We start from the raw sequence: 13,044 nt of genomic DNA on the forward strand, positions 1-13,044 counted from the left end.
CGCGTCTTTTCTCGCAGTCGATGTGCGCGGATGACTGGGCGGTCAGCATCGATCGACGGACAGCCAGCGAGCCGGCATACGGTTTGCTGTAACTGTTTACCAGAGGGACCGCAGGACGGCTCGCGGTCCCTCCGGAAATGACTGACAGCAGACCGTATCAGTGACCACCGACGCTCATCTCACCCAAGCAGTTGATACAGACTGCTTGCGGCAACGGCGAGAAACATCATGACGCTCGAGAGTACCGGATCGATGCTCGAGAACACGGGTACCTCGAGACCGGCCAGCGCGATGATCACGAGGCCAAGGGTACAGAGTCCGAGATGGAGCTGCAAGACGCGGGAGTAGTCGTCCGAGTGGCCGTCGACGTACTGGAGGACCTCGTCGAAGTGGCCGCCGGGGCGAATCGTCTTCGCATCGGAGTCGTACTCGATCACGGCGTCTTCTTCCAGCTGCGGGAGATGTGTCTGCTGGAGAGAAACGTAGACGCTCTTGTAGAGGTTATTCGGAACGGGCGTGGTGTCCGATTCGGTCGCGGCGATCTCGGTCGCAACGTCGGAGACATCGATCTGTCCGTCCGCCGCTGCGAGCAACTGAACGATAGCCCGCCGTCTATCGTTGCCGAGGATGTGAAAGACCTCACTCTCCTCGAGTGGCTCAGTTCTGTTCGTTTGAACTGACATCGATGAGAGAGAAGACGCGAGGGTTCTCGAGGGGCCGTCCACCACCAATGACCATGTACCCCCACTTCACTGACCACTAACTTTAACTTTTGCAGGTTACGGTGGGTGCTGACGGTATCCACGTGACTAAGACGCATGCAGCCTGTGGTAGGAAGACGGTACAGGGAGGCAGTCAGACGGGTTGCTATCCCGAGTGCTCGGTGATCGGCGGGGCGGTCACGGGTATACCAGACCTCGCTGACAGGTGTCCGTCTCAGTCCACCACGCCCGTTACCGATCGAGGGTGCAGACTCGAGGGACAGGGCGGTGGACGCTCGGGAAGCGAGAACTGCCGGAAAACACGCGGACGGTTTCGCACTTATTCGCCAGGGAGATGGCCGCCGGATTGCATCTCCCGATACGTCGTACAGGACGGGCAGCCATGGACGATATCGCCGTTATCACCGAAGACGCGAGCGAACTGCTGTGTGACGTGTGTCCCACAGTTTCGGCATCGAGCGCCTGCTGTCGACGATTCCATGGGCTTCCAGTCGTGTTGTTTGGCGTTCATGGGTTTGGGGGTGTATGCGGACGCGTATCGATGGTCTCGCCGCAGGCGGAACCAGTCGCGGTCAGTCCCGACGTGGCGACGAGACCGTTCTGCCAGCCCGATACGCGTCCGGACATCGTCGTATCGAGGGAAGCAAACGCGAATAAAGGACGTTGACTGTTCATAAGTGACGTTGGTCTAGAGAGTCGGGAAACAACCGCTTGCTGGCCGATATCGGTCAGTAGCAGGGCTATAGCCGGATTGTCGCCGAAGACACGTCGTTCGACTTCAACCCGAATTCAGCTGTATTGGCGTTCATTCAGTGAGCAAACGCGTTGTTGACGATGCCGGGACGGTGTTGAAAGCTGTAGTTTCCGCCTCGAAATACGATCTTACGTCGTGGAACGAAGTGGCGGCAGCTTGTAAGGTACATCGTTATAAAATACCACTATCGCTTACCGATCCTCGTGTCGGAATGTAATCGTGGTATCCCCGGCAGTGGTGGTCCAGCGATACTGTGGGCTGTCCGTACGGTGGGTTCGCCGGACGATCTCGGCGGCTCTCACGTCCGGTGACGGCCGACAGTATCTCGGCCCTCTCGAATCGACACCTCTCCCAGAGAGCGAACAGACACGCCCCGTCATAGACGGGTGATCACAATCATGTCAACACAAGCGAGTAACACTCCGATCGGAATCGACCGCCGATCCAGCGGCCCAACTCGACGTCCTCGGAGACGACTGTGCCCGGACGATCCTCATCGCAACGAGCGAAGGGCCGAAGACGGCAAAGGAACTGACCGAACGAACGGAGAGCTCGTCGGCAACGGTGTACCGACGAATCAACAATCTCCTCGAGAGCGATCTCATCGAAGAATGCGTGCGATTCGAAGACGACGGCTCACATACGACCGCCTACGAGTCGACCGTCGACGTCCTCCGTGTCCGAATCGACGCGGACGGCATTAACGTCGCGGTGGCAGAGGGCGACGGCTGACTGCCGACGATCGTATTACCGACGCGATAGCTATCCGTTCGCTGCCCCTATCAGCAACGTTGTTCGGGACGACATCCCCCTCGAGCGCCGTCACAACGGCCCCGCTGACGATCGAGTGACTGTCACGAGAAGCCGCAGTTACGCTCGAGTAACACAGGATGGACGGACGGAAGGGTCACTGTATGATACGGATAACAAATATCCACTCAGTGGAACGGTCTGTGTGATTGAGCAATGCACGATCTGACCGGCTTCCAGCGCGACCTGCTGTACGTGATCGCAGGAGCTGACCGCCCGTCGGGGCAGACCGTCAAAGACGAGGTCGAGAAATATTACAGCTCGGAGATAAATCACGGGCGGTTGTACCCGAATCTCGATACGCTCGTCAATAAAGAGCTGGTCGAGAAAGGACAGCTCGACAGACGAACGAACTACTATGCGATCACCGATGCCGGTCGAGAACAGATCGAAGCTCGTCGGGAGTGGGAGGAACAGTACGTCGACTTTTAGACCGGACGCTCGGGAAGCCGATACGAGAGCTGCGAGTAACGCGGTAGCGACGGTGCTAGAACGACTGACCTCGCTGCGCCGCTCGTGCCGGTAATACAGCCATAACAAAGCACGGAAGACTGCATCGTCCAACGAGTATGGCACTCGTCTTCTCCGTACAGGGACCGAACTCGGATGCCAAACAGCGACAGTCGGTGGACCGTCGATGAGTCATCGAGCGAGCACCTGGCTGCGGTTCGGATTCATTCGTCGTTACCCGTTCGATCTCGCAGCCGTCTCGGTCGGTGCGGCCGTCGCGTATCTGCTTGTGACGCGATTCGGAACCGAAAGCGGGCTCCGCTTGTTCGCGATGGTACCGCTTGTCCTGTTTCTGCCGGGCTATGCGCTCGTCTCGACGCTATTTCCGACCGACAAGCGAAGCGCGAACAGAACGGCGGCGACGGCAGCAGAGGCCCGCCCCCGCGGAATCGACGTCATCGAACGTATGGGGCTAGCCTTCGTCCTGTCGCTTGCGATCGTGCCGCTGATCGTCCTCGTGTTGCCAGTCACCGACTGGGGGCTGAGCGCACAGTCGATCGCCGCGGCACTCGCAGCCGTGACGGTCGTGTTGGCACAACTCGGCGTCGTACGACGAGTTCGAACGCCGGACACCGAGCGGTTTACCGTCGCTCCGATCGCGAGTCTCGGGCGGCTCCGCAATGCAGGCCTCACGGCGTCGTCGGTCGTCCTCGTGATAGCGATCGGGGCGGCAGTCAGCGCACTGTTCGTCGGGGTGTTACTGCCCGTCTCGGCGGGCGGATACACAGAACTCGCATTGTATAGCGAAACCGACGATGGCGAGGTGGTCGCCGGCGAACTTCCGAGCGAGATCGCGCCGGGAACGTCGATTCCCATGACCATCGCGATCGAAAATGACGAAGGGACCCAGCAGGACTACACGGTCGTCATCCAACAGCAGGTCCTCGAGGACGATGCCGTCGTCGAGCGAACCGAGTTACAGCGGCTCAATACGACCGTCGCTGACGGGACGACCGCACGCAGCGAGCGATCGGTGACACCGACGGTGGCAGCCAACGAAACGGTTCGAATCAGTGTCTTACTCTATCACGACGAGCCGCCGGCCACTCCGACGAACGAAAACGCTGCAGAGGAAACCCACTTCTGGGTGGACGTGACCGACAGGTGACAGCTGCCACGCTGAACGCGAGCTTCCCGTAAGCCAAGCCCGCGAGGTGCGTTTGTATCCGCAGAAGGAACGCGGGGGATCGATCGACACGACCGGCTCGGCTATCGATCTGCCTCCCCCGGCGACGGGGACAGCGAAGACGGGCTACCGGCTCGTACGACCAAGCGGAAGCTCGGTGAGGGGACGACGTGAGACATGCTGGGCCACTGAGAGGGCGAACACGACGACACAGAGTGTCAACGCCACGACCGGCGCGAGTGCGCTCGTCAACGGCCCGATCGCGAGCACCGACAGCCCGAACGCGACGACGCCAATAGCCGTGACGGTTGCATAGAAGCGGTGCCACGCGTGTTGGCTCTCGAGGTGTCGATCGAGGTAGGGCTCGAAGCGCTCCTCGTTCGGGAGCAACTCGATTTCGTGGCCCTCCGGATCCCAGTCGACGATGCCGTGATCCTCGAGCATCGGCAGATGGGTCTGGTACAGCGAGATGTAGACCCGTCGGCGCTGAGTTCGGGTCACGTCGTCGGGATCGGTGTCGTTTTCCCAGGCAGCGACCTGCTCGACGAGCGGCGCGAGATCACAGGAACCGCCCTGCTGTTTGAGGAACTGAACTGTTCGTCGTCGCCGCGCGTTGCTAAAGACGTCGAACAGCTTGGCCTGGGTGAGTTCGGTTTCAGACATCGCTCCCCTCGTCCCGTCGTCTCCGGTGCCGATTCCGGCAGTCGGATGTGCTCGGATACCTCACACCGCCGAGTGCCAGACTGTGACACTTTACTATCACTCGACTACCGTCGCGAAAGGGTTTTGTACCAGTTAGCGGCCGTGACAGACGCCCAATCCAACGTTTCCGGATGAGAACGGGACCTATCCGTTCGTCCGTGGCCGCAAACGGCCGACTCACGCCGCTTGCGCGAGGAAGCGCTCTGCTGCTGCCGTAGTTCGTGGCTACACCCCCTGCAAGCCGGGGATAACAAAGCCTCGTTACCGGCTGTTTCTGCACGATCACCCACGCGGGTATCGATTGACTATGCAACGAATACACGATCACTCACGACGCCACGGAGCGGCTTACACGCGTGTCACGATTACACATCACAGTCGCTCGATCGAGCACTGGGGTAGCCACGGAGCTGGAGGTGGCCGTCCATGAGCGAGACAGTACGAGACATCGTCGCCGGTGATGGCTGTACGATCGACGACAACGCGACGGTCGGCTACGGCGAGTTCGACGAACCGGCTCGGATCGGTGACGGCGCGACGATCAGAGCGGGCTCGATCGTCTACAGTGACGTGACGATCGGCGACGGATTCGTGACCGGACACGACGTCTTAGTCCGTGAGGGGACGACGATCGGCGACGATGTCCTCGTCGGCACCAAGACCGTTATCGACGGCCAGACCGAGATCGGCTCGCACGTCAGCCTGCAGACGAACGTCTACGTCCCGACCCAGACGACGATCGGCAGCAACGTCTTCGTCGGCCCGGGTGCGGTGTTGACGAACGACGAGTATCCCATCCGGACCGAGAACGGACTCGAGGGTCCGACGATCGAAGACGGCGCGTCGATCGGTGCGAACGCGACGCTGTTGCCAGGTGTGACGATCGGCGAGAACGCGTTCGTCGCGGCCGGTGCGGTCGTCACCGACGATGTCCCGGCCGACACGTTAGCTGTTGGCACGCCGGCGACCGTCCAACCGCTTCCGGACCCCCTCGATGGAGCAAACCAGCTCGCATGACGGACACCGAGACGAACCCCGAGACGGATGGTGGTATCGACACCGGCACAGGCACCGAATCGGGATATGATGACGACTCCCGCGGAGACTCGACACCCGTCCCGATCGCCGATCCCCAACTCAGCGCCGATGCTCGCGAGCGCGTCACAGGCCATTCCTCGAGGACGGCCGACTCGCCGACGGCCCCGAAGTCAGGGCCTTCGAGGAAGAATTCGCGACCTACTGTGGGACCGAGAAAGGAGTCGCGACGTCGAACGGGACGACCGCGTTACACGCCGCACTCGAGGCGGTCGGGCTCGACGATGGCGACGCAGTGATCACGTCACCGTTTTCGTTCGTCGCGAGCGCGAACGCGATTCGACTGGCCGGGGGGACGCCGGTCTTCGCCGACATCGATCCCGAGACGTACACCCTGGACCCGGCTGACGTCCGACGGATTCTTGCAGATCGGGACGACGTCGTCGGGCTCTTGCCGGTCCATCTCTACGGGCTGCCCGCCGACATGCCGACCTTGTGTGCGATCGCCGATGAGCACGACCTGTTCGTCGTCGAGGATGCCTGTCAGGCCCACGGAGCCAAAGTCGACGGGGACCGCGTCGGGACCTGCGGCGACGCGGCCTGTTTCTCGTTTTACCCGACCAAGAACATGACCACCGGCGAGGGCGGCATGGTCGTCACCGACCGCGACGACGTCGCCGACCGCGCCGCGAGCTTCGTCAATCACGGCCGAGACGTCAGCGGGACCGGCGGCTACGACCACGTCGCCCTCGGGCACAACTTCCGGATGACCAGTATTCGCGGCTGCGATCGGCCGCGTGCAACTCGAGCGACTCCCCCAATTCAACCGTGCGCGCCGCGAGAACGCCGCTGTCTACGACGACGAACTCGCCGACCTCCCGCTTGAGACGCCAACGGTGCCGACCGATCGGCGACACGTCTATCACCAGTATACGGTTCGGACGGACGACCGAGACGCACTCGCCGCGACGCTCGCAGAGCGAGACGTCGGCACCGGAATCTACTACGAGACACCGATCCACCGCCAGCCAGCCTACGAGACGGTCAGCACGGCTGCGGCACAGCTCCCGGCGGCGGAACGGGCGGCCGACGAGGTGCTCTCACTGCCCGTCCACCAGGAACTCTCGACCGGCGACAGGCGAACCGTCATCGAAGCAGTGCGCGATCACTTCACTACCCAATGAGCACGGAGCAAGTAGCTGACGCGACGACCGACGAACAGCTTCGGGCCGGCGTCGTCGGCGTCGGCTCGATGGGCGAAAACCACGCGCGAGTCTACGCCGAACTGCCCCGCGTCGACCTCGTCGGCATCACTGACCACGACGACGACGTCGCCGACCGCGTCGCCGCCGCGTACGATACCGAGGCAGTCTCGCTCGAGACCATTCTCGAGCGCTGTGACGTCGTGACAGTAGCTGTCCCGACCCACGCCCACTACGAGACGGTCTCGACCTGTCTCGAGGCCGGCGTTCACGTCTTGGTCGAGAAACCAATCGCCGAAACCGTCCAACAGGGCAGGGAACTGGCCGAGCAGGCACACGACGCAGGGCTGGTCTTACAGGTCGGTCACATCGAGCGATTCAATCCGGCAGTACAGACGGTCGCGGAGTTGATCGACGACCTCGACGTGATCAGCGTCGCAGCCGAACGGCTCGGCCCACCGGTCGATCGCGTGGCACCGGGCAACGTCATCTACGACCTGATGGTCCACGACGTCGACGTCGTCGGTGCGATCCTCGACAAGCGACCCCACTCCGTCGCTGCGATGGGCACCGATGACGGCCAGTACGCCACCGCGACGATCGAGTACGACGACGTCGTCGCGACGGTGACGGCGAGTCGCGTCACCCAGAAGAAGGTGCGCCGGCTCACCGTGACCGCTCGCGAGTGTCTCGTCGAGGTTCGACTACCTCGAGCAGTCGGTGCTGATCCACCGCGATTCCTATCCCGAATACCTCGCGGACGACGGCCAGTCCCGATATCGCCACGAGAGCGTCGTCGAACGCCCTCGCGTCGACACCGGCGAGCCGCTCCGCAACGAACTCGAGTCGTTCGTCGAGGCAGCCAGAGCCTGCTCAGACCCCGAGGTAACGGCTGAAGATGGCATCGAGGCGCTCAAAACCGTCCAGCTGATCGATCGGCTCGCGATGGGGCCGAGTGACGACGCGGACGACGAGTCGTCACGGGGACCGGAGGTGGAAGTCTGATGGCAGAGCGGTCGACTGACACGAGCGCTGGCGCTGGCTCCGAAGCGACGAGCGGGCTCTACGGCTCGCGCCTCGAATCCGACCGACAGCGTGAGCGCCTGACGGGCGGCGAGGTGCCGGTCGCCGTCTACGGGCTCGGCAAGATGGGGCTGCCACTGGCGGCAGTCTACGCCGAGACGACGGGGAACGTAACCGGCGTCGACATTGACCCGACCTGTCATCAAGACGATCGCCGACGGCAAAAGCCACGTCGTCGGCGAACCCGGACTCGACGATCTCGTCGCCGACCAGGTCGCTGCCGGGCGGCTCGAAGGCAACGACCGACTGGGCCGGCAGCAGCCGCGGCGGCCCGGATTCACGTCATCATCGTCCCGACGCTCTTAGACGACGAGAACGAGCCCGATCTCACGACGGTCGAGTCGGTCGTCGACGACATCGCAGCCGGGCTCGCACCCGGTGATCTGGTGATCGCCGAGTCGACCCTGCCGCCGGGAACCTGTCGTGACGTCCTCGAGCCTCATCTCGCGAGCGAGAGTGGCCTCGAACCCGACGCGTTCGGGCTCGCCTTTTGCCCCGAGCGAACGTCTTCGGGCACCGCCTTGCGCGACATCCGCGGCCAATACCCCAAGGTCGTCGGCGGGATCGACCCGGAGAGTACGCGCGCAGCCGCACTCGTCTACGACGAACTCTCGGACAACGACGTCCACCCCGTCTCGGACGCGACGACGGCGGAGGCCGTCAAGGTGTTCGAGGGGATCTATCGGGACGTAAACATCGGGCTGGCCAACGAACTGAGTCGGCTCGCGGACGAACTCGAGATTTCGGTCCGCGAAGCGATCGACACAGCCAACGACCTGCCGATGTGCCAGCTTCACGATCCCGGCCCCGGTGTCGGCGGCCACTGCATTCCGTACTATCCACACTTCCTGCTCGGCCGGACCGACGAGCCGATGGCCGTGACCGAGACTGCTCGTCGGGTTAACGACGAGATGCCCGCGGTCGTCGTCGACCAACTCGAGCGGGAACTCACAGAAACAGACACCACCCTCGCGGACGCGTCGGTCGTCGTCCTCGGCGTCACGTACCGTCCCGGCGTCGAGGAAACGCGTGCTTCTCCGGCGCTGGGCATCATCGACGTGCTGTCCGAGCGCGGAGCCAGCGTCGCAGGTGTCGACCCGCTCGTCGATCCGTCCGACTACGGCGCACGGGCCGTCGCGATCGACGACCTGTCTGACGAGGCGTTCGACGCCGCCGTGCTCGTCACGCCCCACGAATCGTTCGAGCGGATCGACTGGGCCGCGCTCGAGCCGATGGTCGTCGTCGACGGACGGGACGCAGTCGACCTCTCGGAGACCGCCCATCGGGAGTACGATCTGGCGGGCTCGAGCGATGGTCGGCCGCCGCGTGGCCAGCGTGACCGCGACAGCGCCGGCTGGGACGGGGTCGGGCCGAAGAGCGCGACAACCGACGGAGGCAACGATGTATAAGGGAAAACGGATCGCCGTCGTGGTCACGGCCTACGACGAGGCGGCGTTCGTCGGCCGAGTCATCGAAACGATTCCTGACTTCGTCGATCGGATCTACGCCGTCGACGATGCATCGCCAGACGACAGCTGGCAAGTGATCCAGCGGGTCGCAACGCGGATCAACGCCGAGAGCGAGTCGGCCGACCAGGCGCTCACGGCGGCCGACGGTGGCGATGAGCGACGGGTCGTGCCGATCCGCCACGCGGAAAATCGGGGCTACGGCGGTGCGGTCAAAACCGGCTACCGTCGTGCCTGTCGAAGACGATAGTCGACGTCGTCGCAGGTAATGAACGGCGACGGGACAGATGGACCCCACGATCCTGGATCGGATCATCGACCCGGTCGTGACCGGCGAGGCCGACTACGCCAAGGGGAATCGGCTGCTTCATGCCGACGACCGCGACGGGATGTCGACGTTCCGATTCGTCGGCAACGCCATGCTCACCGGACTCTCGAAGTTCGCCACGGGCTACTGGTCGCTCGGCGACCCACAGAACGGCTACACCGCAATCTCGAGCGAGGCGATCGAACGACTCGAACTCGACGAGATCACCGACCAATACGGCTTTCTCAATCACCTGCTGACGCATTTAAACGTCGCGGGGTGTCGCGTCGCGGACGTCCCAATGTCGGCAATCTACGGCGACGAGGACAGCAGTATCAAGTACGGCCCGTTCATCCGGTTCGTCTCCTTGCTGTTACTTCGGAGCTTCTACTGGCGATTGAAGACCCGGTATATCGTCCGGTCGTTCAATCCGGCCGTCGTCTACTACGCCGTTGGTTCGCTGGGACTGGCCGGCGGACTGGCTGGCCTTGGCGGGTCGATCGTCCGAGCAGGACGCGGTGACGATGCGTTTGCGGGCGGGCTTTCGTCGTTCGTCGCCACCCTGCTTGGGCTCATCTCGCTCGGGAGCGCCATCCGACTCGATGCCGAGGCAAACGAAGACCTCGAGGTGTCGTGTGACGAAAACAGCCAACCAAGCGACGGCGACGCTCGAGCGCCGGCTTACTCGATGGAGTAAGTGACGATCTCGTCGCTGTCGCAGGTCGGACACTGGGCGGTTTCGGCCGAGACGTTCGTCCCACAGTGTCGACACTCACGAACCACCGTCACCGAACTGATACCCTCACCGCTGTCCGCGTTGGCGTCTGGCAGCTCGGTTCCAGTATCCGAGCCGGAAAACAGGTCACTGAGCAGTGTAGAGAGACTCATAGAACGGAACTAGTCGGCTCTTTTCTGGAGATCGATATAAGTTTTTCGTGACAGATCCTCATTGTCAGAGTCGCAGATCAGTGCAACCGCCCGGCGTCACAGCCTGCAAGCGACGTCAGATCGTCCGTGACCGGGGCTGGAGCACTTGCTTGGTCGATCGGTCGAGGCGCTCGACGGTGCCGCGAGACTCGGCGACGTCGACGAGGAGGTCGGTCAGATTCACGAGGTCGCCGACGTACTCCCGGCGGCGTTGCTCCCACTGCTCGGCGATATCGTCGTCGGCGAGCACCTCGAGCGAGCGGTCTCGAACCGCCTCGTAGGTATCGAACTGTTCGACGAGGCCGGCGCGCTCGAGTTCCTGGAACTCGCCGTACTCGTGGTCGTCGGTGCCGCGATAGCGAAACGCCGGGGTGCCAAGCAGTGCGGCTTCGGTGGCCATCGTCCCGGTATCGGCGACCAGCAACTCGGCTTCGGCCATCGCGTCGTGGATCAATGCGGGATGGAGATCGTAGGGCCGTGCCGGCAACTCTCGGAGGTCTAACTCGTCGCCTTCGTCGGAGACGAAGACCGTCGCGACCTCGCTCAGTCGGTCGATCAGATCCCGTCGCTGGTCGGGTCGGAACCCCTCGAGATCGGCGTCGTGCAGCGCATCGAGGGCGTTGAACCGGACCAGCACGTACGGCTCGTCTGGATCGACGTCGAGATACGTCCGGACGTCGGTGGTGGGCTCGAAGACGTCGGGGTGGAGATAGGCACACTCTTTGAAACCGTCGAAGGTATAGTGGGCGTCGCCGAGATCGCGACGCGTCACGTCCGGTGAGAGGATACAGTCGGCGAAGGGCCGCGAGACGGTGTGGTTGAAATCACTTGGTTCGTCGTCGAGGACGAGCACGATCGGTGTCCGTGAGAGCGTGCCAGCGTAGGCCGCGTAGGGCCCCCGGCCGAAGACGACATCGGGATCGAACCGGAGCGCTTCGATACCGATCGTCAGGAACTGCCCGCCAGCTTCGCAGGCGAATCCGAGCTTCGAGTAGCCCTCCGTTCGGTGGTCCCCGTACACCCGGTAGGGCAGCTCGAAGTAGTCGAGTAGGTCGGTCGTACAGGCGTACTCCCTGGTAAGGACGAGCACGTCGTGTCCCGCTCGCTCGAGGCGGTCGACGGCGTGTCGATACAGGTGAACGTGGGCGGGTGTGTTCGCAAAGACGAGGATCCGCATCGCGCTCGAGTACCCGTCCTCGGCTCTTTGTAATCGGATCGCTACAGACAGTGCCGCTCGAGCGCACTCGTCGGCGAATCCAACGGGTCGGTGTACGTGAGAAAAACCGTCAACGTCGATTGTGCCGCCGATCTGGACCCGCGCGTATTCGCGGATTGACCGGCGCGTCAGGGTCGCTGTACCCTAGATAACAAAACGCAGTCGAGCCGTTTCGCCCGACACTCGATATGGACGTCCTCACCCTCACCACGTACGCGGATGCGCCGTTTATGACCCAGCAGCAGGCCGCACTCGAGGAGCGAGGCGTCTCGTTTTCGACGCTGTCGGTGGCCGGCGAGGTCGCCGCGGACGTCGACCGGAGTCCGACTGATTACCTCCGGACCATCCCACGGGTTATCACGGAGGCAAGGACTGGCCACGATCTGATACATGCCCACTACGGGCTGACAGGGCCGCTAGCGCTCGCCCAATTTCGGACCCCCGTCGTCCTCTCGCTGTGGGGGTCAGACGTTCACGGCCCCGTGGCCCCCATCAGCCGACTGTCCGCGCAGTTTTGCGACGAGGTCGTCGTCATGTCCGAGGAGATGCGTACGGCACTGGGGGTCGACTGCCGGGTGATCCCCGACGGCGTCGACCTCGAGCGATTCCAACCCGAGCCACAGGCGCAGGCCAAACGCCGGGTCGGCTGGGACGACAGCGATGCCGCAGACGTCCTCTTTCCCTACCCGCCAGCTCGCGAGGTGAAAAATCATCCGCGAGCCGAGCGGATCGTGACGGTCGTCGATAACCTCCTCGAGCGACCGGTGCGGCTCCGAACCGTCCACGGCGTCGCCCACGACGCCGTTGCGGACTATATGAACGCTGCCGACGCGTTGCTGTTGACCTCCGATAGCGAGGGGTCGCCTAACTCAGTGAAAGAGGCGCTGGCCTGTAACTGCCCCGTCGTCGCCACCGATGTCGGCGATGTCCAAGAGCGACTGGCCGGCGTCGAGCCCTCTCACGTGGCCTCGAGCGACGAGGAGTTGGTTCGGGGGCTCATCGACGTCATCGAGCGCGGCGAGCGATCGAACGGTCGTGAGGCTGCCCGCGAGGTAAGCATCGACCGGACAGCGGATCGAATGCTCGCGGTCTACGAGGCGGCCACAGGACAGGCAGTCGAGACCAGAGCAGAAAGCGAGACACCGCGCGTGCAGGACGGGCCACAACTGAGATAAGCCACCCCG

The 13,044-nt window shown here is 63.2% G+C and carries 10 protein-coding genes and 4 pseudogenes; 9 read left to right on the forward strand and 5 right to left on the reverse strand.

Going from position 1 to position 13,044, the window contains the following annotated elements:
* Nucleotides 1–179 precede the first annotated feature (179 nt).
* Together BDK88_RS09665 and BDK88_RS09670 are read right to left on the reverse strand one after the other, a co-directional pair.
* Nucleotides 180–683 (reverse strand): DUF7344 domain-containing protein, encoded by a 504-nt coding sequence (locus BDK88_RS09665; RefSeq protein WP_092935252.1) that lies wholly within the window; start codon nucleotides 681–683, stop codon nucleotides 180–182.
* A gap of 358 nt (nucleotides 684–1,041) precedes the next feature.
* On the reverse strand, nucleotides 1,042–1,203 hold the full coding sequence (locus tag BDK88_RS09670; RefSeq protein WP_449289259.1) for a DUF7563 family protein: 162 nt from the start codon (nucleotides 1,201–1,203) through the stop codon (nucleotides 1,042–1,044).
* Between the two features lie 671 nt (nucleotides 1,204–1,874).
* Here BDK88_RS09670 and BDK88_RS09675 point away from each other — a divergent pair.
* The 3 genes and pseudogenes from BDK88_RS09675 (at nucleotide 1,875) to BDK88_RS09685 (ending at nucleotide 3,904) form a co-directional block, all read left to right on the forward strand.
* A pseudogene (locus BDK88_RS09675) lies at nucleotides 1,875–2,208 on the forward strand (helix-turn-helix domain-containing protein).
* A gap of 234 nt (nucleotides 2,209–2,442) precedes the next feature.
* Nucleotides 2,443–2,718 (forward strand): PadR family transcriptional regulator, encoded by a 276-nt coding sequence (locus BDK88_RS09680; protein ID WP_008011976.1) that lies wholly within the window; start codon nucleotides 2,443–2,445, stop codon nucleotides 2,716–2,718.
* A 205-nt stretch (nucleotides 2,719–2,923) separates the two neighbouring features.
* A complete protein-coding gene (locus BDK88_RS09685) occupies nucleotides 2,924–3,904 on the forward strand; it encodes a DUF1616 domain-containing protein (protein ID WP_130500251.1) in 981 nt (326 codons plus the stop codon).
* 144 nt (nucleotides 3,905–4,048) lie between these two features.
* Here BDK88_RS09685 and BDK88_RS09690 read toward each other — a convergent pair whose 3' ends face one another.
* Entirely contained in the window at nucleotides 4,049–4,585 is a 537-nt protein-coding gene (locus tag BDK88_RS09690; RefSeq protein WP_130500252.1) for a DUF7344 domain-containing protein, read from the reverse strand.
* Nucleotides 4,586–5,050: 465 nt separating this feature from the next.
* Here BDK88_RS09690 and BDK88_RS09695 point away from each other — a divergent pair, with 465 nt between their 5' ends.
* The 5 genes and pseudogenes from BDK88_RS09695 (at nucleotide 5,051) to BDK88_RS09715 (ending at nucleotide 10,414) form a co-directional block, all read left to right on the forward strand.
* Nucleotides 5,051–5,641 carry an acyltransferase gene (locus BDK88_RS09695; RefSeq protein WP_130500253.1) on the forward strand — a complete coding sequence of 197 codons (591 nt, stop codon included), beginning with the start codon at nucleotides 5,051–5,053 and terminating at the stop codon, nucleotides 5,639–5,641.
* Nucleotides 5,638–6,843: pseudogene (locus BDK88_RS09700) on the forward strand (DegT/DnrJ/EryC1/StrS family aminotransferase). Before BDK88_RS09695 ends, BDK88_RS09700 begins: the two are co-directional and overlap by 4 nt.
* A pseudogene (locus tag BDK88_RS09705) lies at nucleotides 6,840–7,866 on the forward strand (Gfo/Idh/MocA family oxidoreductase). The pseudogenes BDK88_RS09700 and BDK88_RS09705 overlap by 4 nt, the downstream one beginning before the upstream one ends.
* On the forward strand, nucleotides 7,866–9,353 hold the full coding sequence (locus BDK88_RS09710) for a nucleotide sugar dehydrogenase (RefSeq protein ID WP_242611636.1): 1,488 nt from the start codon (nucleotides 7,866–7,868) through the stop codon (nucleotides 9,351–9,353). Before BDK88_RS09705 ends, BDK88_RS09710 begins: the two are co-directional and overlap by 1 nt.
* Nucleotides 9,346–10,414 (forward strand): annotated as a pseudogene (locus tag BDK88_RS09715) (glycosyltransferase family 2 protein). The gene BDK88_RS09710 and the pseudogene BDK88_RS09715 overlap by 8 nt, the downstream one beginning before the upstream one ends.
* Here the strand turns inward: BDK88_RS09715 and BDK88_RS09720 are convergent.
* Together BDK88_RS09720 and BDK88_RS09725 are read right to left on the reverse strand one after the other, a co-directional pair.
* Entirely contained in the window at nucleotides 10,399–10,605 is a 207-nt protein-coding gene (locus BDK88_RS09720) for a hypothetical protein (RefSeq protein ID WP_130500254.1), read from the reverse strand. The pseudogene BDK88_RS09715 and the gene BDK88_RS09720 overlap by 16 nt on opposite strands.
* Nucleotides 10,606–10,720: 115 nt before the next feature.
* On the reverse strand, nucleotides 10,721–11,821 hold the full coding sequence (locus BDK88_RS09725; RefSeq protein WP_130500255.1) for a DUF354 domain-containing protein: 1,101 nt from the start codon (nucleotides 11,819–11,821) through the stop codon (nucleotides 10,721–10,723).
* Between the two features lie 227 nt (nucleotides 11,822–12,048).
* Here BDK88_RS09725 and BDK88_RS09730 point away from each other — a divergent pair, with 227 nt between their 5' ends.
* A complete protein-coding gene (locus BDK88_RS09730; RefSeq protein ID WP_130500256.1) occupies nucleotides 12,049–13,035 on the forward strand; it encodes a glycosyltransferase in 987 nt (328 codons plus the stop codon).
* The last annotated feature ends 9 nt before the right edge of the window (nucleotides 13,036–13,044 follow it).

The sequence above is a fragment of the Natrinema hispanicum genome, from assembly GCF_004217335.1.
GTDB lineage: Archaea > Halobacteriota > Halobacteria > Halobacteriales > Natrialbaceae > Natrinema > Natrinema hispanicum.

Bases quoted from the DNA above. Each gene is read 5' to 3' on its own strand.
- BDK88_RS09720 (WP_130500254.1), bottom strand. From the start codon at position 10,605: ATGAGTCTCTCTACACTGCTCAGTGACCTGTTTTCCGGCTCGGATACT.
- BDK88_RS09680 (WP_008011976.1), top strand. From the start codon at position 2,443: ATGCACGATCTGACCGGCTTCCAGCGCGACCTGCTGTACGTGATCGCA.
- BDK88_RS09665 (WP_092935252.1), bottom strand. From the start codon at position 683: ATGTCAGTTCAAACGAACAGAACTGAGCCACTCGAGGAGAGTGAGGTC.
- BDK88_RS09725 (WP_130500255.1), bottom strand. From the start codon at position 11,821: ATGCGGATCCTCGTCTTTGCGAACACACCCGCCCACGTTCACCTGTAT.
- BDK88_RS09710 (WP_242611636.1), top strand. From the start codon at position 7,866: ATGGCAGAGCGGTCGACTGACACGAGCGCTGGCGCTGGCTCCGAAGCG.
- BDK88_RS09730 (WP_130500256.1), top strand. From the start codon at position 12,049: ATGGACGTCCTCACCCTCACCACGTACGCGGATGCGCCGTTTATGACC.
- BDK88_RS09690 (WP_130500252.1), bottom strand. From the start codon at position 4,585: ATGTCTGAAACCGAACTCACCCAGGCCAAGCTGTTCGACGTCTTTAGC.
- BDK88_RS09695 (WP_130500253.1), top strand. From the start codon at position 5,051: ATGAGCGAGACAGTACGAGACATCGTCGCCGGTGATGGCTGTACGATC.
- BDK88_RS09685 (WP_130500251.1), top strand. From the start codon at position 2,924: ATGAGTCATCGAGCGAGCACCTGGCTGCGGTTCGGATTCATTCGTCGT.
- BDK88_RS09670 (WP_449289259.1), bottom strand. From the start codon at position 1,203: ATGGAATCGTCGACAGCAGGCGCTCGATGCCGAAACTGTGGGACACAC.